The sequence below is a fragment of the Terrabacter sp. GCM10028922 genome (assembly GCF_042666095.1).
GTDB lineage: Bacteria > Actinomycetota > Actinomycetes > Actinomycetales > Dermatophilaceae > Terrabacter.
Genome location: NZ_JBHTFG010000015.1, coordinates 1 through 25068, shown reverse-complemented (window position 1 = coordinate 25068; position 25068 = coordinate 1). Strand labels below are relative to the sequence as shown.

21 protein-coding genes and 1 rRNA gene are annotated in these 25068 nt (G+C 72.4%); 4 read left to right on the top strand and 18 right to left on the bottom strand.

Going from position 1 to position 25068, the window contains the following annotated elements; translation table 11 throughout:
• Positions 1 to 98 precede the first annotated feature (98 nt).
• Positions 99 to 1166: an acyltransferase family protein gene (locus ACFQU3_RS14955; RefSeq protein WP_385911117.1), complete on the top strand. Its 1068-nt coding sequence runs from the start codon at positions 99 to 101 to the stop codon at positions 1164 to 1166.
• Here ACFQU3_RS14955 and ACFQU3_RS14950 read toward each other — a convergent pair.
• Together ACFQU3_RS14950 and ACFQU3_RS14945 are read right to left on the bottom strand one after the other, a co-directional pair.
• Positions 1154 to 2539 (bottom strand): LGFP repeat-containing protein, encoded by a 1386-nt coding sequence (locus ACFQU3_RS14950; RefSeq protein ID WP_385911115.1) that lies wholly within the window; start codon positions 2537 to 2539, stop codon positions 1154 to 1156. The genes ACFQU3_RS14955 and ACFQU3_RS14950 overlap by 13 nt on opposite strands.
• Positions 2540 to 2565: 26 nt before the next feature.
• Positions 2566 to 4344 (bottom strand): PQQ-dependent sugar dehydrogenase, encoded by a 1779-nt coding sequence (locus tag ACFQU3_RS14945; RefSeq protein WP_385911113.1) that lies wholly within the window; start codon positions 4342 to 4344, stop codon positions 2566 to 2568.
• Between the two features lie 321 nt (positions 4345 to 4665).
• Here ACFQU3_RS14945 and helR point away from each other — a divergent pair, with 321 nt between their 5' ends.
• Positions 4666 to 6822 (top strand): RNA polymerase recycling motor ATPase HelR, encoded by a 2157-nt coding sequence (helR, locus tag ACFQU3_RS14940; RefSeq protein ID WP_385911111.1) that lies wholly within the window; start codon positions 4666 to 4668, stop codon positions 6820 to 6822.
• A 28-nt stretch (positions 6823 to 6850) separates the two neighbouring features.
• On the opposite strand, the gene ACFQU3_RS14935 is transcribed toward helR, so the two are convergent.
• Positions 6851 to 7759 (bottom strand): LysR family transcriptional regulator, encoded by a 909-nt coding sequence (locus ACFQU3_RS14935; protein ID WP_385911109.1) that lies wholly within the window; start codon positions 7757 to 7759, stop codon positions 6851 to 6853.
• A gap of 74 nt (positions 7760 to 7833) precedes the next feature.
• Here ACFQU3_RS14935 and ACFQU3_RS14930 point away from each other — a divergent pair, with 74 nt between their 5' ends.
• Positions 7834 to 8829 (top strand): EamA family transporter, encoded by a 996-nt coding sequence (locus ACFQU3_RS14930; RefSeq protein ID WP_385911108.1) that lies wholly within the window; start codon positions 7834 to 7836, stop codon positions 8827 to 8829.
• Here ACFQU3_RS14930 and ACFQU3_RS14925 read toward each other — a convergent pair.
• The 14 genes from ACFQU3_RS14925 to ACFQU3_RS14860 all read right to left on the bottom strand — a co-directional run bounded on the left by ACFQU3_RS14925 (position 8725) and on the right by ACFQU3_RS14860 (position 23559).
• Positions 8725 to 9153: a YchJ family protein gene (locus ACFQU3_RS14925; RefSeq protein ID WP_385911106.1), complete on the bottom strand. Its 429-nt coding sequence runs from the start codon at positions 9151 to 9153 to the stop codon at positions 8725 to 8727. The two genes, ACFQU3_RS14930 and ACFQU3_RS14925, sit on opposite strands and share 105 nt — an antisense overlap.
• Positions 9150 to 9827 (bottom strand): NUDIX domain-containing protein, encoded by a 678-nt coding sequence (locus ACFQU3_RS14920; RefSeq protein ID WP_385911104.1) that lies wholly within the window; start codon positions 9825 to 9827, stop codon positions 9150 to 9152. Before ACFQU3_RS14920 ends, ACFQU3_RS14925 begins: the two co-directional genes overlap by 4 nt.
• Before the next feature lie 16 nt (positions 9828 to 9843).
• A complete protein-coding gene (locus tag ACFQU3_RS14915) occupies positions 9844 to 11619 on the bottom strand; it encodes a CTP synthase (protein WP_385911102.1) in 1776 nt (591 codons plus the stop codon).
• Positions 11620 to 11635: 16 nt separating this feature from the next.
• Positions 11636 to 12778, bottom strand: coding sequence for a glycosyltransferase family 4 protein (locus ACFQU3_RS14910; RefSeq protein ID WP_385911101.1), 1143 nt, complete (start codon positions 12776 to 12778; stop codon positions 11636 to 11638).
• The gene (gene murJ / locus ACFQU3_RS14905) at positions 12775 to 14457 is read right to left on the bottom strand and encodes a murein biosynthesis integral membrane protein MurJ (RefSeq protein ID WP_385911099.1); all 1683 of its coding nucleotides are present in this window, start codon (positions 14455 to 14457) and stop codon (positions 12775 to 12777) included. The genes ACFQU3_RS14910 and murJ overlap by 4 nt, the downstream gene beginning before the upstream one ends.
• A complete protein-coding gene (locus ACFQU3_RS14900; RefSeq protein ID WP_385911097.1) occupies positions 14454 to 15278 on the bottom strand; it encodes a hypothetical protein in 825 nt (274 codons plus the stop codon). Before ACFQU3_RS14900 ends, murJ begins: the two co-directional genes overlap by 4 nt.
• Entirely contained in the window at positions 15275 to 16219 is a 945-nt protein-coding gene (locus ACFQU3_RS14895) for a copper transporter (RefSeq protein ID WP_385911095.1), read from the bottom strand. The genes ACFQU3_RS14900 and ACFQU3_RS14895 overlap by 4 nt, the downstream gene beginning before the upstream one ends.
• The gene (gene steA, locus ACFQU3_RS14890; protein WP_385911093.1) at positions 16216 to 17397 is read right to left on the bottom strand and encodes a putative cytokinetic ring protein SteA; all 1182 of its coding nucleotides are present in this window, start codon (positions 17395 to 17397) and stop codon (positions 16216 to 16218) included. The genes ACFQU3_RS14895 and steA overlap by 4 nt, the downstream gene beginning before the upstream one ends.
• A 64-nt stretch (positions 17398 to 17461) precedes the next feature.
• On the bottom strand, positions 17462 to 19255 hold the full coding sequence (gene recN, locus ACFQU3_RS14885) for a DNA repair protein RecN (RefSeq protein ID WP_385911091.1): 1794 nt from the start codon (positions 19253 to 19255) through the stop codon (positions 17462 to 17464).
• Between the two features lie 9 nt (positions 19256 to 19264).
• Positions 19265 to 20212, bottom strand: a complete 948-nt coding sequence (locus ACFQU3_RS14880; protein WP_385911089.1) for an NAD kinase — start codon at positions 20210 to 20212, stop codon at positions 19265 to 19267.
• On the bottom strand, positions 20209 to 21012 hold the full coding sequence (locus ACFQU3_RS14875) for a TlyA family RNA methyltransferase (protein WP_385911087.1): 804 nt from the start codon (positions 21010 to 21012) through the stop codon (positions 20209 to 20211). Before ACFQU3_RS14875 ends, ACFQU3_RS14880 begins: the two co-directional genes overlap by 4 nt.
• Entirely contained in the window at positions 21009 to 21527 is a 519-nt protein-coding gene (locus ACFQU3_RS14870; RefSeq protein WP_385911085.1) for a hypothetical protein, read from the bottom strand. Before ACFQU3_RS14870 ends, ACFQU3_RS14875 begins: the two co-directional genes overlap by 4 nt.
• A gap of 41 nt (positions 21528 to 21568) precedes the next feature.
• Positions 21569 to 22627, bottom strand: coding sequence for an HAD-IIA family hydrolase (locus ACFQU3_RS14865; RefSeq protein WP_385911083.1), 1059 nt, complete (start codon positions 22625 to 22627; stop codon positions 21569 to 21571).
• A gap of 53 nt (positions 22628 to 22680) precedes the next feature.
• A complete protein-coding gene (locus ACFQU3_RS14860) occupies positions 22681 to 23559 on the bottom strand; it encodes a tetratricopeptide repeat protein (RefSeq protein WP_385911081.1) in 879 nt (292 codons plus the stop codon).
• A gap of 15 nt (positions 23560 to 23574) precedes the next feature.
• Here ACFQU3_RS14860 and ACFQU3_RS14855 point away from each other — a divergent pair, with 15 nt between their 5' ends.
• Positions 23575 to 24756: a hypothetical protein gene (locus ACFQU3_RS14855; RefSeq protein WP_385911079.1), complete on the top strand. Its 1182-nt coding sequence runs from the start codon at positions 23575 to 23577 to the stop codon at positions 24754 to 24756.
• A gap of 8 nt (positions 24757 to 24764) precedes the next feature.
• Here ACFQU3_RS14855 and rrf read toward each other — a convergent pair.
• Positions 24765 to 24881 (bottom strand): 5S ribosomal RNA (gene rrf / locus ACFQU3_RS14850).
• Positions 24882 to 25068 lie beyond the last annotated feature (187 nt).

The window sequence follows — 25068 nt, the reverse complement described above, 5'->3', positions numbered from 1 at the left end:
CGGCGTGGAGGCCGCCGGGGCTGAGCAGGTGCCCGGCCGCTGGTCGGCCACGGGCACCGAGGACCAATCCTAGACCGCCTGCGCCTAGGCTCTTCGCCGTGCAGCACTCCCGCAACCGCGACCTCGACGGCGTCCGGGGAATCGCCATCCTCCTCGTCGTCGCCGCGCACTCCGGGCTGCCGGTGCGCTGGGGCGGGCTGTCGGGCGTGACCCTCTTCTTCGTGCTGTCCGGCTACCTCATCACGAGCCTGCTCATCCGCGAGTGGGACCGCTGGGGCTCGATCAGCCTGTGGCGCTTCTGGGGTCGCCGCGCCCTGCGCCTCCTGCCGGCACTCGCGGCGCTCCTCGCCCTCGTCCCGCTGCTGCTGTGGGCCACGGGGGACGACCGCCTCTCGACCTACCCGACCGCGGCCACCGCCTCGCTCTTCTACGTCGGCAACTGGGTGCGCATCGCCGGCACCGACCTCGGCGTGCTCAACCACCTGTGGTCGCTGTCCGTCGAGGAGCAGTTCTACGTCGTCTGGCCCGCGGTCTTCATCGGCCTCATGACGTGGCTGCGCAGCCACGCGCTCGCGGTGGTCCTCGGCCTGGCGGCCCTCGCCACGTTCTACTCCGTCTGGACGCAGGGCAGCGCGATCCGCCTCGACATCTCGACCGAGACGAACGCGTTCGCCCTCCTCCTCGGGGTGGCGCTCGCGTTCGCCCATGCCGCGGTCAGTGGGCGCGGCTGGGACCTGCCTGCCGTGAGCCCGCTCGTCCCGTTCGTCGTCATGGTGGCCGTCTCCGCCTTTCCGGGACACGGCCTCGAGATCGACCACCCGCTCTTCCGGCCGCTCGGTGCGGTCTACGCGGTCATCGGGGTCTGGCTCGTCCATGCCGCCGTGTCGGGGCACTCGCGCGTCGTGGGCTCGCGCGTCATGGTCTTCTTCGGCACGATCAGCTACGCCCTGTACCTCTGGCACCAGACCTTCATCAACAGCCTCCTGCTCGGCGAGCACACGACGCCGCGCAACCTCATCCTCATCGCCGCCGCGGTGCTCGTGTCGTGGCTGTCGTGGGTGCTCGTCGAACGCCCGGTCGGCAGGCTCCGCGGCCGGCTCCACCTCGACCAGCCCTCGCGTCGACAGGAGCGCTTCGTGCAGGAGCGGCCGGCTCACGTCCGGTAGGCGCTCACCGTCCCGGTGCTCCGGTTCCACACCAGGTAGCCGTGCTGGAAGTTCTGCCGCCTGCCGACCGTGACCGTGAACGGGTCGCTCGTCGGGTAGCCCAGCCACGAGCGCTCCCAGCCGAGGGACGCCCACCTCGACCGGATCGCCCCGGTCACGGGGTGTGCCCCTGTTGGTCCGCTCCAGAAGATCGAACCGCCCTGGAAGTGCTGGTAGGTGCCGTCACCGTTGACCGTCCGGGTCGTGTCGGTCGTCGGGTAGCGCAGGACGGTCGCCTCAGCCCCCATCGCCGTGTACTTCGTCAGCGTCGCACCGGTGAGGTAGCGAGCGCCGGTGCCGCTGGACCAGTAGATGGTGCCTCCCTGGAAGCGTGTCAGGTAGCCGTTGCCGGACGGCGTCCTCGACAGGTCCGCCACCGGGTAGCGCAGCAGGGACCGCTCCCAGCCGAGTTCGGCCCACCGCGTGCGGATGTGGCCGTTGACCCAGTGAGCGCCCGTGGACCCGCTCCAGAAGATGGAGCCGTTCTGGAAGTGCTGCCACGTCCCGTCCTTGGCTGCCGTGGGCGTGGTGTGCGTCGTGGGGTACCTCAGCAGTGACGAATCGGTCTGCATCGCCACGTACTTCGTCAGAGTGGCGCCTCTGACGTAGCGTGCCCCCGTCGCCGACGACCAGAAGACCGTCCCGCCCTGGAAGCGCGTCATCCAGCCCGTGCCGGACACGGTCTTGACGACGTCGGTCAGCGGATAGCCGAGGAAGGATCGTTCCCAGCCGAGGTTCGCCCACAACGTGCGGATGTGACCGTTGACCCAGCGCGCGCCGCCCGCGGAGCTCCAGAAGACCGAGCACCCCTTGGAGAAGTGGTTGACGTAGCCGTCCAGCCCGGCTGTTCGCGCCTCGTCAGTGGTCGGCGGTCCACACCAGGCAGGGCCACCCAGCCCGGCGTAGCGCCGCCCGATCGCCCCGGCCACGAAGTGCACCCCAGTGCCCGGTGACCAGTGCGCCACAGCTCCGGCGTAGACCCGTGAACGCAGGCCCAGATCGCCCTGCTCGACGCCGACCGGAGACCCCAGGCGGGAGCGGTATGCCGCGTCGGTCGCGTGACGCGCGTCGATCGGGGTCCGGTACTCGACGTCGAGGGTCACGTCCCCGCTGCCGACGGTCAGCTGGCGGGACCGCGTCGTCAGCCCGTCGCCCCATGCGTGGAACGCCGAGAGACCGTCATGGCCGTGTTCGGGTGCCACGGCGGTGAGCACGAGCCCCTCGGTGAACAGGCCTGAGGAGACCTGTTCGTCGCCGATGGTGAACGCCGCCGGCCAGTTGCTGCTGATGCCGACGTGGTGCTGTCGGGGCAGGACGACGAGCTCCTCACTCACCGCGGCTCCGCGGCTGTCCGTCGCGCCTAGGCGCTGATGCGCAGCTCGGTGTCTCCCTCGTGGCCGTCCATGACGAGGTCGAGCGTCGGCCCGGTCGTCGTCGCGCCGAAGTGGTCGTGGCAGTCCGTGACCGCATAGCAGTGCACCAGTCGGGTCGTCCACGTCACTGTCACGGGGCCGTCCTCCTGGTCGGTGGCACCGGCGACCGCGTGGACCACCTCACCCACGGCGTACGTCAGTGTCGGGTCCGGCCAGTCGACGGCGAGCACGGGGGCATGGTTGCCGGGATACACCGTCTCCGTGGTGGAGGCGGTCGCGCCGAGCGCATCCTTGACCGTGAGCGTCACGTCGACCTGGTCCACGTCCGCCGAGTAGGCGTGTGTCAGGGACTGGCCGGTGGCCGTCGTGCCGTCGCCGAGGTCCCAGCCGAAGGAGAGGACGTCGCCGTCCGGGTCGGTCGAGGCGGCGGCGTCAAGGGTCACCACCCGGGTCGTCGGCACCGCGCTGGCCGTGAACGACGCCGAGGGAGCACGGTTGCCCGGCGCGTAGACGAGCCGGTGCAGCCGGGCGGTGGCGATGTCGGCGAAGATCACGTCCCCGCCGGGGGTGGTCGCGAACCGGACCGGCCTGCCGATGCCGCTCCCGAAGCCGCCCGGCTCGGGTGCGGTCGTCAGCGCTCCAGTGGCCGAGAAGGCGAGGGTCCACAGCTTCTGGTCGATGTAGTCGCCGAAGAAGTAGCGGCCGCGGTAGGCGGCAGGGTAGGCCGTGCCGGCGTAGACCACGCCGCCGGTCACGGAGGCGCCGCTGCCGTTGTGCGGGTACTCCCACAGCGGCGTCGTCGTCGTGACGCCGGAGCACTGCGCCAGGTCGGTGTAGCCGACGGTCGGCCGGGACCCCTCCCAGCACGGCCAGCCGAACGAGTACCCCGGACGGATGAGGTCGACCTCCTCGGTCGTGTTCTTTCCGACGTCGCCGAGGATCGGCAGTCCGGTGCCCGGGTCGAGGCTGAACCGGAATGGACTGCGCAGACCGCTGGCGAAGACGAGGCTGCGGGCGGCTCGTGGCCGGCCCGGGTCGTAGAACGGGTTGCCAGGGACGCCTGAGCCATCAGGCCGGATCCTCAGGAGCTTGCCGTGCACGTCGTTGACGTCCAGTGCACGCAGTCCCTGCGCCTCGATCCGGTTCGCCGTCCCGTCGCCGACCGTGAGCCACACCGTCCCGTCGCGGTCGGCGATGACCGATCCGAAGGAGTGGATCGGCGCGTCGGCCGACGTCTCGAGCACCGGCACCTCGCCGCCCAACGCGGTGGGCCCACCGTCCGCACCGACCGTCACCGTCCACCTGCTGAGGCGGAGGATGCCGTTGGCGCCCGAACCCGCGGCCGTGCTCCACAGGGCGCGCGCCGTGTAGACGTGTCGGCTCGTCTCGTAGTCGGGTGCAACGGCGACGCTGATGAGCCCGAGGTCCGAGGTCGAGTTCACCGGCAGCGTGGCGATCCGGCGCGGCGTCCCCGTGCGGGGCACCCATTGCACGCGGCCGTACTTCCCGACCGCGATCAGGCTCTCGTCCGGCAGGTAGGCGAAGTCCGTCAGCAGGTCTCCCGGGCCGGTGGCCGACTGCGGAACCATCCCGGTCGCGAGGTCCTGCAGGACGAACCCCGCCGGCAGGGTCACGGCCGCATCCGCCTCCCGGGCGGGCCCCGTGACCAGCGCGGTGGTGGCCACGAGGACCTGGACCACGAGACCTCCGAGCATGCCGGGGCGGCGTGCCCTCTCGTCCTCCCCCGAGGTCCGAAGTCGTCGCATGTCGCACCCCCTGGCGCCGCAACAGACGTGTCACACGGCTGCCAGTTCCACGGTAGGTGCGCATTGCCCGGCTCACAGGTGATGCCCGACATGTCTGCTGCGCAAGGGTTTTCGCTCTTTGCGTGGACTTGGGGGCGTCTGGGGCAGGGCTCTCGGGCGCAAGGGACGTCGCGAAGCAGACAGCAGAAAGGAGAGGGGTTCTCCCTCTCCACTCCCAACGTATAGCGCACCCCGGGGCTTGCGGCAAGGCCCCGGTCGTGGCCCAGAATCGCCGGTCGAGGCCCAAGACCCGAGGTCACGAACCTGATCGGAGCTGACGACGTGAAACCCCTGACGACCAGTGCGTTCGCCCTTCCCGACCACCTCTCCCCCAAGGCCGACGCCACGCTCATCGCCGGCGACGAGGAGCACTTCGCTGCCATCGCGCACACTCTCGAGCGGTCGATCGCCGACCTGTCGGACCGCCTGGACTCGGCGCGCCGGGCCCCCGGCGGCAGGGGCCAGGCGGCGCTGGACCGGGACCAGGAGGTCCACCGGCTGACGGCGCGGCTGCGCACGCTCCGCCGGTTCGGCCTGGACCTCTGCCTCGGCCGGATGTTGGGCACGGAGCCCGACGACCCCGAGCCGGTGTACGTCGGACGCCTCGGCCTCACGGACGAGGCGGGTCGCCGGCTGCTCGTCGACTGGCGCTCCCCTGCAGCCGAGCCGTTCTTCGGAGCGACCCATGCCAACCCCATGGGCCTGGCCAGCCGGCGCCGGTACCGCTGGGCCCGCGGCCGGGTCAGCGACTACTGGGACGAGGTCTTCACCCCGGAGGGACTGGAGGGCAACGCCGTGCTGGACGACGAGTCCGCGTTCATCGCCAGCCTCGGCAGCAGCCGGTCACCACGGATGCGGGACGTGCTCGCCACGATCCAGTCCGACCAGGACGCCATCATCCGCGCGGGATCCCGCGGCGCCCTCGTCGTCGACGGCGGGCCCGGCACGGGCAAGACCGTCGTCGCCCTGCACCGCTCCGCGTACCTCCTCTACTCCGACCCGCGCCTCGGCCACCGGCGAGGCGGCGTGCTCTTCGTCGGCCCGCACCAGCCCTACCTGGCCTACGTCGGCGACGTCCTGCCGAGCCTCGGCGAGGAGGGCGTGCAGACCTGCACCCTGCGTGACCTCGTCGCCGAGGGATCCGGCGCCCCGGACGAGAGCGATCCCGACGTGGCGCGCCTCAAGGCATCGGTCGACCTGGTCGATGCCATCGAGCCGGCCGTCCGGCTGTACGAGGAGCCGCCGACCGAGGGGATGGAGGTCACGACCCCCTGGTCCGACGTCTGGCTCAGCGCCGACGACTGGGCAGCGGCGTTCGACGCGCCGGCGCCCGGTACGCCGCACAACGAGGCCCGCGACGTGGTCTGGGAGGAGCTGCTCACGATCCTCGTGGACAAGCACGACGACGCGGAGGCCTCGCCCGAGCTGGTCCGCAGGTCGCTGGAGCGGGATCGCGAGCTTCGAACGACCCTGAACCGAGCGTGGCCGATGCTGGAGGCGACCGACCTCGTCGGTGACCTGTGGTCGGTTCCCGCCTACCTGCGTCGCTGCGCGCCCGGGCTGAGCATCGAGGAGGTGCGCGCGCTCCAGCGGCCGCAGCCGGACGCCTGGACCGTGTCGGACCTGCCGCTCCTCGACGCGGCACGGCTGCGGCTCGGCGACCCGGAGGCGTCACGGCGCAGGCGTCAGCGGGATGCGGTTCTCGCCGCGGAGCAGGAGGAGATGGCCAAGGTCGTCGACCACCTCATCGCGACCGACGACTCCGACATGCACGTCATGTCGATGCTGCGCGGCCAGGACCTGCGCGGCGCACTGGCCGACGTGGCTCCAGAGCCCGGTGCCGACCCGGACCTGCTCGCCGGGCCGTTCGCCCACGTGGTCGTGGACGAGGCCCAGGAGCTGACCGACGCCGAGTGGCGGATGCTGCTCGCCCGGTGCCCGTCCCGCAGCTTCACCATCGTCGGCGACCGCGCCCAGGCACGGCACGGGTTCACCGAGTCGTGGGAGGAGCGGCTCGAGCGCGTCGGGCTCGACCGGATCACGGTGGCCTCCCTGAGCATCAACTACCGGACGCCGGCGGAGGTCATGCAGGAGGCCGAGCCCGTCATCCGGGCCGTGCTGCCGGATGCCAACGTCCCGACGTCGGTCCGCGAGAGCGGTGTCCCGGTCAGGCACGGGTCGACGACGGACCTGGGTGCGGTCCTGGCGACCTGGCTCGCCGCGCACGCCGACGGGACCGCCTGCGTCATCGGCGACCCCACCTTCCGCGAGACGTCGCGCGTGCGGTCGCTGACCCCGGAGCTGTCGAAGGGGCTCGAGTTCGACCTCGTCGTCCTCGTCGATGCCGAGGCGTTCGGCCTCGGCATCGAGGGAGCGGTCGACCGCTACGTCGCGATGACGCGCGCGACCCAGCAGCTCGTGGTCCTCACGAGGCCCTGACGTCGAGCCAGAACGAGTGATCTGTCCGTCAGGTGAGGTCCCGAGAGCCTTCTGCCGCAAGGGCTTCCACCGTGGCAGCGAGCGCCGGACGCTCGGTCATGGTCCGGCGCCACACGAGGCTCACGGTTCTCTCCGAGACCGGCTCGACGATGGGGACCGCGACCACACCCGGCGGGAGCGGGCCGCGCCCCAGGCGTGGCACGAGGGCGATGCACTCGCCACGCGCGACGAGCGCGATGTGGGTCGCGAACTCCAGGGCGACATGGGTGATCCGCGGCGCCCGGCCGACGTCGAAGTACATCTTCTGCAGCCACTGGTGGCAGATCGAGCCGGGCGCGACGCTCGCCCAGTCCTCGTCGAGCACGTCGGCGACGCCGAGGGTCCGGTGCGAGGCGAGCGGGTGGTCGACGTGCACGAGCACGTCGGCGCGGTCGCGGCCGAGGTGACGCACGTCGAGGTGGTCCGGGATGGCGAGCGGCAGCGGCTCCCAGTTGTGGACGAGCGCGAGGTCGTGGGAGCCGGCGGCGACGGCGTCGACCGCGTCCCACGGGTCGATCTCGTCGGGTCGCAGCACGACGTCCGGGGCGACGGCCCGCAGCCGGCCGATCGCCCCGACGACGATCCCCCGGTATGCCGTCGCGAACGTCGCGAGGCGCACGGTGCCGACCGTCTCGCCGCTCACGCCGTGCACACGCGACTCGAGGCGTTCCATGTGCGAGAGCAGGTCGCGTGCCGACTCGGAGAGGGTGCGGCCGGCCTCGGTGAGCAGGACCCCGCGGCCCTGGCGCTCGAGCAGCTGGACCCCGGTCTGGGTCTCGAGGCGCTTGATCTGCTGCGAGACGGCGCTCGGGGTGTAGTCGAGCGCGGCCGCTGCGGCTCCGACGGAACCGTACGACTCCACAGCAACGAGCGAGCGCAGCGCAATGGGATCGATCATGCAGCGATGCTACACAGTCCTGCGCACATCAGTTTGATGGACGTGAATGGTCGGGACGCCCCACGATGGTCGTCATGCACCGTCGTGACACTGCCCTCGCCGTCCTCGTCGCCCTGATCTGGGGCACGAACTTCGTCGCGATCCGCACCGGCCTCGACTCGGTCCCGCCCCTGCTGTTCCTCGCGGTCCGCTTCGTCGTCGTCTGCATCCCGGCGGTCTTCTTCGTGCGGCGCCCGAACGTCCCCTGGCGGGACCTCGCGCTGATCGGCCTCTTCACGAGCCTGGGACAGTTCGCGCTCATGTACCTCGCGCTGCACCTCGGGATGCCGCCCGGCCTGTCCTCGCTCGTCCTGCAGGCGCAGGTGCTGTTCACCGTCGTCATCGCTGCCGTGTGGCTCCGAGAGCGCCCCTCGACCGCCCAGCGGCTCGGCGTGGCGCTCGGCGGTGCCGGCCTGCTGACGATCGCAGCCGGACGCGGGCTGTCGGCTCCCCTGCTGCCGCTCGTCGTCCTCGTCCTCGCGGCGGTGTCATGGGCCGTCGGCAACGTGCTGACCCGACGTGCCGGCTCGGTGACCCCGGGCGCCGGACTCGCCGTCACGGTCTGGTCGGGTCTGGTCGTGCCGCTCCCGGCCCTCGCCCTGTCGTTCGCCTTCGAGGGACCCGCGGCGATCGGCGCCGCACTCGGGCACGTCCAGTGGCCGGCCGTCGTGTCGACGGCGTACACGGCCTACCTGTCGTCGCTCGTCGGCTACGGCATCTGGAACACGTTGCTCAGCCGCCACCCGGTCGCCCGCGTGACACCCTTCGCGATGCTCGTGCCGGTGTTCGGCATGGCCGCGGCCGCGGTCGCCTTCGGTGAGCGGCCGAGCGCCCTCGAGCTGGCCGGAGGGGTCGTGCTGCTGGCTGGGGTCGCTGTTGCCGTGCTGCGACGTGGTGGCGCCACCTCCGGGATGCCCGGGGACGGGTCAGCCGTGGTCGCCGTCGACGTAGACCCAGCGGCCGGCACGCCGGACGAACCGGCTGACCTCGTGCAGCTCGCCCCCGGCGCCGCGTCCTCCCCGCCGCGCTGACGAGTCGACCCACGTGGCGACGAACTCGACGGAGCCCTCGTCGTCGTCCGCGTCGCCACGCACCGTGCGCAGCACCGTGAGCCCGGTCCAGCGCATCGCCGGGTCGAGCACGAGGTCGTCGGGTCGGGTGCGTGGGTGCCATGTGCGCGCGAGGTACTCGGCGTCTCCAGTGGCGAAGGCGGAGTAGCGCGAGCGCATGAGCTCCTCAGCGGTGCCGGCCGCCTGCTCGCCGGCGAGGAGCGGCCCGCAGCACGCCGCATACGCCTCGCCGCTGCCGCACGGGCACCGCCCCCGCGCGCCCGGCCCGAAGGTGTGTCCGGTCACGCGCGACGGGCGCGCTGGGCCTCGTGGGCCGGCCACGGGGCGTCGGGCGCGCGCAGCGTCGACCAGCCCCGGTCGCGGGACAGACCCGCACTGAGCAGACCGACGAGCGTGGCCGAGTTGCTGATCCGACCGGCAAGTGCGGCATCGACGGCATCGTCGAGAGGGACCCACAGCGGCCGCAGGGTCAGCTCCTCGGCCGTGCGCTGGTGGGCCTGGGCGGCGGGCACGTCGCGCAGGCCGCGCGCGAGGAAGACCCGGACGGTCTCGGGAAAGGCCCCCGGCGACGTCACGTCGTCGGCGAGCACGTGCCACTCGTCGGCGACGAGGTCGACCTCCTCGGCGAGCTCGCGCGCGGCGGCGTCACGTGGCGGTTCGCCGTCGACGTCGAGCAGGCCGGCGGGCAGCTCCCACACGTGCCCACCGCTCGCGTGCCGGTACTGCCGGATCAGCAGCACGTGGTCGACGCCGTCGACCTCACGCAGGGCGAGGACGGCGACAGCCCCGGGGTGCGCCACGTAGTCACGCGTGACGACTCCCCCGGCGCCGAGGTCGACACGCTCGCGCACGACGTCGAAGATGATGCCCTCGAAGGGCGTCGCCGACTCGAGCACCGGCTCCCCGGTCCACTCCTCGACGACGTCCGCCCCGGTGCCGATCGGCGCATCGATGCTCAAGCCGCGTCCACCGTGCTCAGTCGGTGTCGGCGGTGCGCGCCGAGGCGGACAACGCGTACTCGTCGCTCGCGCGCCCGTCGGCGCCCTCGTCGGCCCGCTCGGCCTGGCCCGCGTCGACGGCGTTGCGGTGGCGCTCGACCTCGACGAGCCGCTCGCTCCGCTGGCGCTCGATCGCGGCACCGACGAGACCCGCGAAGAGCGGGTGCGCGCGGTTCGGGCGCGACAGGAACTCCGGGTGCGCCTGCGTCGACACGTAGTACGGGTGCACGTCACGCGGCAGCTCGACGAACTCGACCAGGGTGCCGTCAGGCGACGTGCCCGAGAAGACGAGACCCGCCTTCTCGAGGTCGTCGCGATAGGCGTTGTTGACCTCGTAGCGGTGGCGGTGGCGCTCCTTGACCTCGGCAGCGCCGTACGCGTCGCGGATCACGCTGCCCTCCTTGAGGGCGGCCGGGTAGAGGCCGAGGCGCATCGTGCCGCCGAGGTCGCCGGCGCCCTCGACGAACGCCTTCTGCTCCTCCATCGTCGCGATGACGGGGTGCGAGGTCTCCGGGTCGAACTCGGTCGAGCTCGCACCGTCGTTGCCGAGGACGGTGCGGGCGTACTCGATGACCATGCACTGCAGGCCCAGGCAGATGCCCAGCGTCGGCACCTGCTTCTCACGGGCCCAGCGCAGCGCGCCGAGCTTGCCCTCGATGCCGCGCACACCGAACCCGCCGGGGACGAGGACGGCGTCGACGCCGCCGAGGGCGCGCTGCGCACCCGCCTGCGTCTGGCACTCGTCGCTCGCGACCCAGCGGATGTTGACCTTCGCGTCGTGGTGGAAACCTCCGGCGCGCAGCGCCTCGGTGACGGAGAGGTACGCATCGGGCAGGTCGATGTACTTGCCCACGAGCGCGATCTCGATCTCGTGCTCCGGGTCGTGCACCCGCTGGAGCAGCTGGTCCCACTCGGTCCAGTCGACGTCGCGGAAGTTGAGGCCGAGGCGGCGGATGACGTACGCGTCGAGCCCTTCGCGGTGCAGCACCTTCGGGATGTCGTAGATGCTCGGTGCGTCGACGGCAGCCGCGACGGCGGTCACGTCGACGTCGCACATGAGCGAGATCTTGCGCTTGATCGGCTCGGGGATCTCGCGGTCGGCGCGCAGCACGAGGCCGTCGGGCTGGATGCCGACCTGGCGCAGGGCCGCGACGGAGTGCTGTGTCGGCTTGGTCTTGAGCTCGCCGCTCGGGGCGAGGTAGGGCACGAGCGACACGTGGAGGAAGAAGCTGTTGTCGCGCCCGATGAGGTGTCGCACCTGCCGTGCGGCCTCGAGGAACGGCAGCGACTCGATGTCGCCGACGGTGCCGCCGATCTCCGTGATGATGACGTCCGGCGCGTCGGCGCCCCCGGTCGCGAGGGCACGCATGCGGGCCACGATCTCGTTGGTGATGTGCGGGATGACCTGGACCGTGTCGCCGAGGTACTCGCCGCGGCGCTCCTTGGCGATGACGTTGTTGTAGACCTGGCCGGTCGTCACGTTGGCGCTGCCGACGAGGTTGACGTCGAGGAAGCGCTCGTAGTGACCGATGTCGAGGTCGGTCTCAGCCCCGTCGTCGGTCACGAAGACCTCGCCGTGCTGGAACGGGTTCATCGTCCCGGGGTCCACGTTGATGTAGGGGTCGAGCTTCTGCATGGTGACCCTGAGGCCACGCGATCTGAGAAGTCGTCCGAGGCTTGAGGCTGTCAGGCCCTTGCCGAGCGAAGAGGCCACGCCCCCGGTCACAAAGATGTGCTTCGTCGTTTCCACCACGGGCTTTAAGTCTACGTCATCCCGAGAGGGTCTCGGAGTAGCGTTCGCCCCAGCGGCGTGCCTCGGCCGCGGGCGAGGCCCAGGACGCGGCCACGGCCCTGGCGGCCGCGCCCAGGCGGGCCCGCTCGTCGTGGTCACGCAGCAGGCGGTCGACCTCCATTGCCGTCGCTGCCGGATCGCCCACGGGCACAAGCGATCCCGCGTCATCGACAAGCCCGGGCAGCCCTCCGGTACTCGTCGCGACAACCGGCAAGCCGGCCGCCATGGCCTCCTGGACGACGAGCGCGCGAGCCTCCCACCGACTCGTCAGGACGAAGACATCGGCCGACCGAAGCCATTCGGGCACGTCGTCACGGCCCCCGACGAACCGCACACCCGCGCGTGTCGCGTCAGTGTCCCCCGGTCGTATGCCGCCCGCCACCTCCTCGAGGCGCGCGCGGAGCAGCTCGTCACCGCTGCCCACGACGACCCAGGTCGCGGCCTCGCGCGAGAGGCGGGCCGCTTCGACGAGCGTGGGGAGGTCCTTCTGCGGCGCGATGCGCGCCACGCTGAGCACCACGGGTCGGTCTGTGGGCACACCGGCCCCCGCGAGCAGGGCGTCGCGCTGCGCGGGCGCGAGCGGGAATGCGTCGAGCAGGCCCGCGACGCGGTTGGAGGGCACCTCGGCAATCTCGGTGCGGCGGGCGCCGAGCGTGGCCGCGAGGGTGACGAGGTCCTCACTGGCGCCGGTCACGAGGTCGGCGCGGCGCAGTGCCCGGGACACCGCCCACCGCAAGGCGGTGTGCGCGGCTCGTGAGGCACTGGACGGGCCGGCCGGGGGTAGGTCGTTGTGCAGCGAGACGACGAGGCGCGGCCTCGGTCGGGCACGGGCGACGGCCGCCGCCGCGACGAGGGCGGCCTGGTGGCCGTGGGCGTGGACGACGTCGACGGTGCCGGCGAGCCTCATGATCCGGTGCCAGTCCACGAGGCCTCGCGGCGCCCGAACCCCGCCGTGCACCGGCCAGAGGCGTGCCGCACCGGTCCAGCCGAACGCGTCGGCGGTCGAGTCGGCCGTGACGACGCGGACCTCGTGCCCTCCGTCGAGGAGGCCTGCCACGAGCGCGTCGACGTGGGCTCCGATGCCACCCGTGGAGCGCCCGAGGAGCATGAGGACCCTCATGGCACGGTCTCCTGAGCCTCGGTCCGGACGCCGCGGGCGCGCCGCACGCGGGCGACCAGCGATGGGTCGACGGCCAGCGCGAGGCCGATCATGACAGCGAGCGCGAGGACGCCGACCCCCACTCCGACGAGCAGGCTCGACCCGAGCGAGTGGCCCACACCCCGAACCGACAGCCATGATGCGAGGGCACGTCCCGCCACGGCGGCCGCCACCGAACCTGTCAGTGTCGCCACCAGTGGCCGTGTCGGCAGGGACAGCGCGCCCCAGCCCCAGGTGCGCCCGACGAGCAGGACGAGGAGCACCGACCCGAGGGCCAGCCCGAGGCTCGACCCGCCGCCGAGGGCTCGCAGCGTCGTCGGTCCGCCGGCGCCCGCCGGAGCGAGCAGGAGGAGCGGGATGACGGCCGTCGCCAGCCATCCCGTCGCCGCCAGTCCCCCTGCGGCGAGGGCGGCCCCGCGCACGTAGGACGCCCTGGTCAGCAGCCCGATCACTCCGAGCGCGACGACCGACGGTGCGAAGAGCGTCACCGCGTCGTCCATCGCGGCCAACGTCTCGAACGAGGCGCGGGACCCTGAGCCGGCGTCGAGCGACTGGAAGAACGACCCCACCGGAACCGCCACGGCGACAAGGGCGGCGGCCCCGAAGAGCGAGACGACCACGGTCGCGAGCCAGGCCCTGCGCAGGGTGTCCACGGCCCCGGGGGCCCCTCCGGTCTGGGTGCTCGCGGCGTGCGCTCCTGCGAGGGACGGGAACGTCGCCGTCGCCAGCGGCACGGCCAGCACGGCATACGGCAGCAGGCTCACGGCCTGCGCGTAGGTGTAGACGTTGAGCGTGCCCGCGCCTCCGCGGTCGTTGGCGATCCGGATGACGACGAGGGTCGCCAGCTGCTGCCCGGCCACGGCCAGCAGGCCGGCGAACGCGAGCGTCCTGACGCGGCGACCCATCCCCTGCGGGAAACGGACCCGCGGACGCAGCCGGATGCCGGCCCGGCGCACCGGGACGAGCAGCGGCAGACCGAGAGCCACGACACCGAGCGTCGTGCCCACACCCAGGACGGTGACCGCCCCGGACGGGACGTCATCGATGGCGGCAGCCGGGTCGGGGACGAGGGACCGGTACAGCAGGTACGTCAGGATGACCACGAGGCTGGAGAGCAGGGGCGCGAGGGCCGCCCCGACGAACCGGTGATGGGACTGGAGGACTCCGGCCAGCACGATCGCCACCCCGTAGAGCGGGATCTGGACGGCGAAGACGACGAGCAGCTCCGCGCCGAGGGCGACCTCACCCGCACACCCCGTGCCGAGGAGGGCGCCCGCGACGGGTCGAGCCGCGAGGGCCACGACGATGCCGAGGGGCACGAGCACGAGGACCGCCCAGGTGAGCAGCGCCGAGGCTGTCGCGTCGGCCTGTGACCTGTCCCCACGAGCGAGCGCAGCGGCGACGAGCGGCACCGCCACGGCGGCGAGCACTCCGCCGGCGGCGATCTCGAAGAGCACGTTCGGCACCGCGTTCACGGACTGGTAGACACTGCCCACACACGTCGCACCGACCGAGTGCGAGAAGGCGAACCAGCGACCGAAGCCGACGACCCGCGCCACGAGCGTGATGACCGCGATGGTGCCGACGGCGGCGAGCAGCCCACGGCGGGAAGGGTGCCCGCCCGCGGCGCGTTGGATCATCGGGGCTCCCGGCCCCACTCGTCGAGGTGCCGCAGCATACGGTTGCCCTCGATGACGCGGGTGAAGCTGACCCGCTCCGAGGCGAGCGTCAGCGCCGAGAGTCCGGCCAGGGCGACGGCCCGACCCACGAGCCCGGTGCGCTCGACGACGGCGAGCCCCACGAGAGCACCGGCGGCGTTGGCACCGGTGTCGCCGAGCATCGACCGGGCGGCAAGGTCGTCGCCGATGACGCCGAGTGAGGAGCCGACCGCTGCTGCTCCCGGCGTTCCGGTGACGAGCGGGAGACCGGTCATCACGGTCACCTTGAGGGCGCGTCCGGGTCGCAGGTCGAAGAGGTTGACGGCGTTGGCGGCTCCGGCGACGACGGCGCCACCGAGGATGGTCGAGAGGGGACCGCGGCGGTTCCGGTCGGTCAGCGCTGCGACGGCCAGGCCCGTGGCCGCGAGGCCGACGACCTTGACCGCCCCGGTCGTCACCTGACCTCGCCGCAGCGCCGCGAGGTGTCCGCGCAGTCCCTTGTCCGCGGCGCCCCCGGCGAGGTCGTCGAGCGCGCCGAGCGCCCCCGCGGCTGCCGCTGCGACGGCGGCGGCGGCGGCCCGGTTCCCCCTCCCCGCGCCGACGCCGAGCGCCGCCGCGGTGAGCGCGCCGGCCACGAAGGCGGGCCCCTCGAGGAGCGTCACGGTGTGGCCGGCATGGTTGGTGCGCTCCCAGGGAGCCCTCGCCCGACGCGGCAGCTGCCGGGCGACCCGGTGCGACGCCCATGAGGCGGCCGCGGACGTGGCGAGGACGAGCAGGTGGTCGCGCGCCCGGGCGGACGTCACGGCAGGACCCTCGGCACGGTCGCGGTGGCCCCGGTTGCGACGCCGTAGTGCCCCACCCTCTCGTCGAGGGCACCCTCGACGGCGAGCACGACCGTGGCCGGGCCGTCACCCGAGCGCGCGTGGTCGACCGTCGAGACGATGCCCGCCGTGTCCGACTTCTCCCGCACCGCCTGGACAGCGTTGGAGGTCACGGGTTGGCCCGCGGCTGCGGCGGTCTCCCCACCTGCCACCACGGTGGCTCGCGACGACCCCGCGAACGCCGTGACGAGAGCCCGGATCGCGTCGGACCGCCCGCTCACCACCGCCTCGGTGCCGGCGTAGTCGCCGGAGACGACGACGGCGAGGTCGGCGGGAGGAAGCTCGGCGACCGAGCTGTCCAGCAGGTCCGCGTCGACGAGCAGCTTGAGCGCCGCCGAACGCTGGCTCGACACGCCTGCGGCAGTCTTCGAGAGCGCCAGGTCGGTCACGACCTCGGCGAGCAACGCGTCGCCGGTCGCGGTGGACTCGAGGCCGAGTGCGGACGCGGCCTGACGGGCGGCCTCGGCCCGGTCCGTCGCCTGGCTGGCGTCGAACCAGTCCGGGCTGATCGTCAGGGTCCCGGTCAGGGACGCACCGCTCTGCGTGACGACGGCCTCGAGGTTCGCCACCATCGTGCCGTCGGCCGACGGCAGCGCGACGACAACCGCCCGGTGGCCGGTGAGACGGCCGCGAACGACCCGGTCCTGCACGGCGTTGGCGTACTCGTCGGAGGCGTCGACGAGCTTCTCGCTCGTGCTGAGCTTGTCGTTGAGGGCCTGCTTCTCGGTGCGCAACGCAGCCACCTGGTCGGTCAGCTGGTCACCGAGGTTGGCCTGCAAGGGGCCCGCTCCGAGCACGATGCCCACCGCCAGAGCGAGGAACACCGAGATGATCGAGACGAGGTGGTAGCGGAAGTCGATCACGTGACGATCCCAACGACGGCGGTCCAGAGGTCGTCCCATCGGGCAGCGAGCACCTGGAGCCACGCCTGGCCTGCCGGGGTCGAGGCGAGTGCGGCGATGAAGGCGAGCACCCCCACGAGCAGCATCGTGACGAGGAGCCTGCCCGGGATGCGGGCGCGGTAGAGACGGCTGACACCCTTGGCGTCGACGAGCTTTCCCCCCACCCGCAGTCGGGTCAGGAACGTGGAGGCCTGGCCGTCGCGACCCTTGTCGAGGAACTCGACGAGGGTCACGTGTGAGCCGACGGCGACGATGAGCTCGGCGCCGGCGTCGTCGGCGAGGAGCATCGCGACGTCCTCGCTCGTGCCCGCCGCCGGGAACACGACCGGCTCGATCCCGAGCATCTCCACCCGCGCCAGACCGGGCGCGCGTCCGTCGCGGTAGGCGTGCACGACCACCTCGGCACCGCAGCGCAGCGCCGCGTCGGACACGGAGTCCATGTCGCCGACGATGAGGTCCGGCTGGTGCCCTGACTCCAGGATCGCGTCGGCTCCGCCGTCGACGCCGATGAGGACCGGCCGGTACTCACGGATGTACGGCCGGAGCATGTCGAGGTCCTCGCGGTAGTGGTAGCCGCGGACCACGATGAGGCAGTGTCGGCCGTCGAGCTCGGTCGTGATCGGAGGGATGCCGACACCGTCGAGAAGCAGGTCGCGCTCCTTGCGGATGAACTCCATGGTGTTCGTGGCGAACGCCTCGATCTGGACCGCGAGCCCGGCGCGCGCCTCGTGCATCTGGCTCTGCACGGCCTCGACATCGAGCAGGGTTCCGGTCGCCACCTTGCTCTCGCCCGACCACAGATCCGCACCGTCGAGCCGAAGGACCTGGCCCTCGGTCACAGCCATCACGTCGGGCCCGGCGGCGTCGAGAACCGGGATGCCCGCCTCGACGAGGATCTGGGGCCCGAGGTTCGGGTAGCGGCCGGTGATCGACGCACTCGCGTTGACGACGCCGGCGGGGCGGGCGGACAGGAGGGCGTCCGCGCTCACCTTGTCGAGGTCGGGGTGGTCGATCACCGCGATGTCCCCTGGCTGGAGCCGCTTCGTCAGGCTCTTGGTGCGCCGGTCGACGCGCGCCGTGCCGACGACGCCGGGACCGGTGTCGCGGGAGTGGGGACGGCGGCGGATGGGGAGGGCCATGATGGCCTCAATCGTGCCACGTCGGTATGTCGGCGACGCCATCGGTGAGCCGTAGGGCGGCCCGTCAGCCTCGGGCGCCGCCGCGTGCCGCTGCCGTGGCCCGGCCCCGCACGGAGCCCGTCTGCTCGAGCAGGTCGCTCGCGTGAGCGAGCCCGGCCTCGGAGTCGGGGTCGCCGCCCATCATCCGGGAGAGCTCACGCAGCCTCGCGTCGCCGTCGACGACGGACACGCTGCTCGACGTGATGCGCCCGTCGTCGGCCTTGTGCACGACCAGGTGCCGGTCGGCGAAGGCGGCTACCTGCGCGAGGTGCGTCACGACGATGACCTGAGCGTGCTCGGCGAGGGCCGCGAGCCGCGCGCCGACGTCGAGGGCGGCGCGTCCGCCGACGCCCGCGTCGACCTCGTCGAAGACGAACGTCGGTGGCCCGGCCACGCCCTCGCCGGACGGGGTGCGCGAGCCGACCACCTCGAGGGCGAGCATGACGCGGGACAGCTCTCCACCGGATGCCGCCTTGGCCACGGACCTGGGGGCGGCGCCGGGGTTGGCGGCCAGGAGGATCTCGACGTCGTCGATGCCGTGGCGCGAGAGGCGAACCCGCTCGCCGTCGGCAAGCGCGACACCCTCGGGGTCGGGCCGGCGACGGACGTCGACGTGGACCACTGCCTTGCCCATGGCAAGGTGTGCGAGCTCCTCGGAGACCCGCGTGCCGAACTCGTCGCCCGCGGCGCGCCTCGCGTCGGAGAGCGCCACCGCAGCCTCCCCGACCGCGGACTCCAGCTGGGCCACCTCGGCCCCGAGGCGCTCGACGCGGTCGTCAGCCGTCACGAGCTCGTCGAGCCGGGCGGCCATGCGACCTGACCACTCGAGCACCTCGTCGACCGACTCGCCGTACTTGCGCGTGAGCACGCCGAGCGCGGCCCGACGCTCCTGCACGAAGGCGAGGCGGTCCGGGTCGAGCTCGACGTCATCGAGGTATGCCGTGAGGTCGGCGGAGAGGTCGGTGACGAGGGTGCCCACCTCGTGCAGGCGCTCGTCGAGCCCGGCCAGCGCCTCGTCGTGCGCCGTGGCCGGCGCCAGGGCGGCCCGGGCCGACCCGATGAGGTCCCGCACGTTGGGAGCCGGCTCGGCGGCATACTCGTCGCCGCTGAGGTCGGCCAGCGCCTGGGCCGCCGCGAGCCTGAGGGTGTCGGCGTGGGCGAGGCGCTCGTCCTCGGCGCGCAACGCGACGTCCTCCTGCGGTTGCGGGTCGACGGCCTCGATCTCCTCGAGGGAGGCCGTGAGGGAGTCGATCTCACGGGCGCGCTCGCGCGCCTCGGAGACGAGGCGGTCGTGTTCGCGCGCCGACTCGCGCCAGCGGTCGTGAAGGTCGGCGACCCGGTCGCGCAGCGCCACCAGCTCGGGCCCGCCGAAGTCGTCGAGCACCGCGCGGTGTGCCTCGCCCTGCTTGAGACGCCACTGGTCGGCCTGCCCGTGGACGGCGACGAGGTGCTCACCGAGCTCGGCGAGCACCGAGACGGGTGCCGTGCGTCCGCCGACGTGCGCGCGCGAGCGACCGGCCGCCGCGATGGTGCGGGCGATCACGAGCTCTCCGTCGTCGTGGTCGGCACCGGCCTCCTCGGCGCGCACGAGGGCCGGGTGGTCGAGGGGCAGCCGGACGACGCCCTCGACGAGGGCGGACTCGGAGCCGGTGCGGACGAGAGAGGAGTCGGCACGCTCGCCGAGCAGCAGGCCCAGCCCGGACACCACCATCGTCTTGCCGGCACCCGTCTCACCGGTGAGGACGTTGAGACCGGGACTCAGCTCGAGGACGGCGTCGTCGATGACACCGACGCCGCGAATCCTCATCTGGCTGAACACGGGACTACCTTAGGGCCGGGCACCCTCACCGCCGTCGACCTCGTCCACCGGGGGCGTGGCGTCGCCGTTGCCCCGCCACCCCTCGACGGACAGGTCGAACTTCGCCACGAGCCGGTCGGTGAACGGCGCACTGGTGAGGCGGGCGAGGCGCACGGGGCGCAGACCGCGCCTCACCTCGATGCGCGCGCCGGGCGGGAGGTCGACGTGCCGCCGTCCGTCGCACCACATGACGCCCGCACCCTCGGCCGCCGCCTTGATCTCGACGGCGAGGTGCGTGTCGGGGCCGAGCACGAGCGGGCGTGCGAACAGGGCGTGCGCGGCGCTCGGGACGAGGAGCATGGCCTCGACCTGGGGCCACACGACGGGACCGCCGGCCGAGAACGCGTAGGCCGTCGAGCCAGTGGGAGTGGAGACGATGACACCGTCGCATCCCCAGCTCGAGAGCGGCCGCCCGTCGACCTCGATCGTGCACTCCAGCATCCGCTCGCGCGCCGCCTTCTCCACGGTGACCTCGTTGAGCGCCCAGCTGCTGGCGATGAGCTCGCCGCGCAGCTTGGCGTCGACGTGCAGCGTCATGCGCTCCTCGACGTCGTAGTCCTTGTTGGCGATGTGCTCGACGGTGGCGTCGAGGTCGTCGCGTTCGGCCTCGGCGAGGAAGCCGACATGACCGAGGTTGACGCCGAGCAGTGGCACGTCCACCCTGCGTGCGAACTCGGCGCCGCGCAGGATCGTGCCGTCCCCGCCGAGCACGACGACGAGGTCGCAGCCTGCGGCGACCTGCTCCTCCTTGGAGGCGACGTGGACGCGGGCACTGTCCTTGAGGTCGAGGGCATCGGCCTCGTCCGCCTGGAGCGACACGTCGATGCCGACATGCGTGAGGCGCTCGACGACGCCCTTGGCGACCGCCAGCGCCTCCGGGCGCCTCGGATGGGCGACGAGCAGGATCCGGCGCGTCACGGGTCTCCCTCCAGGTCGATGGCCTCCAGCATGTCATCCACCCGTGTCGGCGACGCGTCGGGGACGGGCCGGGGTGCGAGCCAGAAGAGGAACTCCCGGTTGCCGTCGCCGCCGGTGATCGGGCTGGTGGCCGCGCCGTGCACGTGCAGGTGCTCGTCGAGCACGACCTCGGCGACGTCGCGCAGCACCCGGCGGTGCTCGTGACGTGAGGTGACCACACCGCGACGGCCGAGGCGTTCGCGCCCCACCTCGAACTGCGGCTTGACGAGCACGACGAGGTCGCCGTCGTCGGTGACGAGCGGTCGCATGGCCGGCAGGGCGATCGCGAGGGAGATGAAGCTGAGGTCGGACACGACCAGGTCGAACCGGCCGCCGAGCGCGTCGGCGTCGACGTCGCGGATGTTCGTGCCCGGCAGGTCGCGCACGCGTGGGTCGGTCGCGATCGACGACACGAGCTGGTCGTGCCCGACGTCGAGGGCGGTGACGTGCGCGGCGCCTCTCTCGAGGAGCACCTGCGTGAAGCCGCCCGTGCTTGCCCCGACGTCGAGACACCGTCGGCCTGCGACCGTGATCGGCCAGGTGTCGAGCGCGTGCAGCAGCTTGAGCGCCGCGCGGCCGACCCACCGGTCCGGCTCCCGGGTCAGCTCCACGATGGTCGCGTCGTCGACGGGAAGGGCCGGCTTGCCGGCGGGGCGTCCGTCGACGAGGACGACGCCGGCGGTGATGAGCTCACGGGCCTGGGTGCGGGAGCGGGCCAGGCCGCGCGTGACCAGCTCGACGTCGAGTCGGCGTGCGGTCACGCCCCACCGAGTCCGCCGAGGCGGCTCTGCAGGCTGCGGTGTGCGTGCTCGCCCGCCTCGATGCGCTCGGCGAACGAGCCGGCCTGCGACTCGGCGAGGCGCAGCATGGCGTCGTCGACGGTCTCGTCACCCGTGACAGGAGGTGTCGGGGCCTCGGGCGTGGCGTCGAGCGGCGCGTAGGGCACCTCGGCGGCGGTGGTGTCCGCGTCGAGGTCGGTGTCGCAACCGTCGCCACTCTGGTCGCTCCCGATCTCGTCCATCTCGTCGCCGCCGTCGACGCCGCCTCCCGACTCGTCGGGGAGGTCGGGGTCGGCCGGGTCCCACTCGTCGCCGTCGGCAGGCCGTGGGGCGACCGCCGTGTCGGCGTCGGCGTCCGAGTCGTCCGAGTCATCCACCTCGCCTGTGTCGTCGTACGTGTCGCCGTAGGTGTCGGCGTCCAGGGGGTCGAGCTCGTCCGTGAGCCCGAGCCCTTCGTCGGCTCCGAGATCGTCGCGCCGGTCGCTCTCTCCAAGCATGTGCTGCCTCCGTGCGGGTGGTTTTGGTGCCTCGGGTCACGCTACCGGGTCGGCGCCTGGGCGAGGTCGAGGAGGCGGTCGAGCGCGAGGGCGTCCTCGCGGTGTCGGTCCGTGGAACGGCCGTCCTGGCGCCGCTCCTCGATCGCGGCGAGACCGGCTCGGACGACCTCGGCGGCGGTGGCACGTCCCTGCTCGATCCGCAGTCCGTCGTCTCCAGCGAGGACGAACGCAGCGCCGCAGCGCCAGCCACCCGAATGGGGCTGCGGAGCGGCATACGGCTGGAGGAGCTCGGCGAGGGAGGCGACGACGTAGGTCGGTGAGGCACCCGACCCGATGAGGTCGGACGGCCGGTCGACGCCCGTCAGCACCCAGGCCGAGTCGATGCCCGCGGCCGCCGCACCGACGATGTCGGTGGCAAGACGGTCGCCGACCGCGATCGTCCGCGTCGTCGACGTGCCGAGACGGTCGAGGGCCAGGCGATAGAGGGGCGGATGCGGTTTGCCGACGACGACCGGCCGGCGCCGGGTCGCCGTCGCGAGCAGGTCGACATAGGCGCCGTTGCCCGGCGACTGGCCCCACGGCAGCGGCAGCGTCGCGTCATCGTTCGTTGCCACCCAGGGCAGGTCACCGGTGAGCAGGCGCGCCGCGGTCTCGAAGTCTGACACGCGCAGCTGCCTGCCATATCCCTGCAGGACCGCCGCCACGTCGGCCGCTCCCGTTCCGTCCAGGTCTCGGGGACGCACCGGCGCCAGGCCGACCTGGTCGAGAGCCTCGACGACGCCGTCGCCCCCGAGGGCGAGCACCTGGGCCCCCGCGGGCAGCTGGCCCTGGAGTCGAGCCGCGCCGGCCTGCGCGCTGGAGACGACGTCCACAGCAGCGGCCGGCGCCCCGAGAGCGGCGACCTGCCGCGCCACCTCGTCGGGCACCCGCGACGCGTTGTTCGTCGCGTAGACGACTCTGACGCCACGAACGACCATGTCCTGCAAGGCAGCCGGCGCCCCGGGCACGGCGTCGTCACCGCGGTAGACGACGCCGTCGAGGTCGCAGATGACCCCGTCGTAGCCCTCGATCACGGACCGGATCGATGCGCCCTTGGCCATCTGACCTCCTGCGAAGAAGCTAGGCGTGCACCGCGCGTCGACGGCCGTACGTCTCAGCGAACGTCGTCGTCCTGGGCTTCGTCCTCGGCTTCGTCGTCCTCGTCGTCGTCGAGGTCTTCCTCGGGTTCGTCGTCCTCGGCTTCGTCGTCCTCGTCGAGGTCGTCGTCGTCCTCGTCGTCCTCGTCGTCGTCGTCGTCGTCGTCCTCGTCGTCCTCGTCGTCGACGTCCTCGTCGTCCTCGTCGTCCTCGTCGTCGACGTCCTCGTCGACGGGGTAGCCCACGACATCATCGTCCTCGTCGCCGAGCAGGTCGGTGACGTCGACACCGTCCAGCTCCTCGAGGCGCTCGGCGGCGTCGGTCGCGAGCTCGTGGTCGGCCTCGGCTGCCCTGGCGAACCAGTCACGGGCAGCCTGCGCGTCTCCCGCAGCGAGCTTCGCGTCGGCGTACGCGTAGAACAGGCGTGCCGCCGAGGGTCGGTTCGGGTTGATCCGCTTGACGAGGTCGCTGAGGCCGGCCGCAGCGGCATCGAGCTGGCCGAGGTCGCGACGGATGCCCGACACGACGATCGCGAGCTCGACCCGGTCGTCGATCGCCAGGTTGTCGGTCTCGTCGGACTGTGCGAGCTCCAGCGCCTTGTCGTGGCGGCCGAGGGCGCGTTCGCAGTCGACCATGAGCGGCAGCAGGTGGTGAGAACCGGACAGCCGTCGGACCGTGCGGAACTCACCCAGCGCTCGTGCCCAGTCGCCGAGGCGGTAGGCCACGAGGCCGAGGGCCTCACGTGCGGCCGGCACGCGGCCGGCGCGCCGTACGGCGGTCTCGGCGTGCGCCAGGGCCGCCTCGGGCTCGACGTCGAGCAGCTCGGCGACCATGACGAGGTGTTGGGCGACGCCTTCCGCGTTCTCCTTGGAGAGCGTTCGCAGCTGGTTCTTCACGCCGCGGTCCACCTCATGGCCGGTGACACCCTCGCGGATCGCCGGCTCCGGCTTGCGAGGGGACTTCGGCGTCAGGCGGGGTCCGCCACGCCGATCCTCGTCCTGCGGCCGGCCCGCGCCGCCGCGGGCACGGTCGTCGAAGCGTCGAGGTCCACGGTCGTCAGAACGGTGCCCGCCACCAGAGCGCCGGTCGTCCGAGCGGTACCCACCACGGTCGTCCCGGCCGGCGCCGGAACGCCGGTCATCGGAGCGGTACCCGCTACCAGAGCGCCGGTCGTCCGAGCGGTAGCCGCCGCGGTCGTCACGGCCGGCGCCGGAGCGGCGGTCATCGGAGCGGTACCCGCCACGCTCATCGCGGCTGCCGCCGGAGCGGCGGTCATCGGAGCGGTACCCGCCACGCTCATCGCGGCTGCCGCCGGAACGGCGGTCATCGGAGCGGTACCCGCCGCGGTCGTCACGGCTGCCGCCAGGACGGTAGCCGCCGCGGTCGTCACGGCCGGCGCCGGAGCGGCGGTCATCGGAGCGGTACCCGCCACGGTCGTCACGGCCGGCGCCGGAACGGCGGTCATCGGAGCGGTACCCGCCGCGGTCGTCACGGCTGCCGCCAGGACGGTAGCCGCCGCGGTCGTCACGGCTGCCGCCGGAACGCCGGTCATCAGAGCGGTACCCGCCGCGGTCATCGCGGCCAGCACCGGGCCGGAACCCGCCGCGGTCGTCACGGCTGCCGCCGGAACGCCGGTCATCGGACCGGTACCCGCCACGGTCATCGCGGCTGCCGCCGGAACGCCGGTCATCGGACCGGTACCCACCACGGTCGTCACGGCTGCCACCGGCACGCCGGTCGTCGGAGCGGTAGCCGCCACGGTCGTCACGCGTGCCGCCAGAACGGTAGCCACCGTGGTCATCCCGCCCGCCACCGGAGCGGCGGTCGTCGGACCGGTACCCACCACGGTCGTCGCGGCGTGGGCCCGACGATCGGCCGCTGCCGTCACGCGGCGTTCCACCACGACGGCCGGCTCCGTCACCGCGCCCGCGCTGACCGCCCTCGCGGTCGCCTCGGCCGTCCTTGCCGTCCTGGTCTCTCATGGTCAGCATCCTTCCGCGCCGACCGCGGTCGGCGCCACCTCTTGGTTCGTCGGGGCACAAAAGAAAGAGCGCCCCGGTCGGATCAATGAAGTTCCGTCCGGGGCGCTCTGACCAAGTGTGTCCGGCTGCGTCCTACTCTCCCACACCGTCACCAGTGCAGTACCATCGGCGCTGAAGGGCTTAGCTTCCGGGTTCGGAATGGAGCCGGGCGTTTCCCCTTCGCTATGACAGCCGAAACTCTATGGAGATATCAATTCGTGGACGCGAGCCCCCGGGACACGCACGCGTGGTGGTGTGGGGGGTTTGCGTGTTCCCGTTTGTATCTCGGGAACCGCACAGTGGACGCGTAGCATCTTTGTAAGTCAAGTTATCGGCTTATTAGTACCGGTCAGCTCCACACATTGCTGTGCTTCCACATCCGGC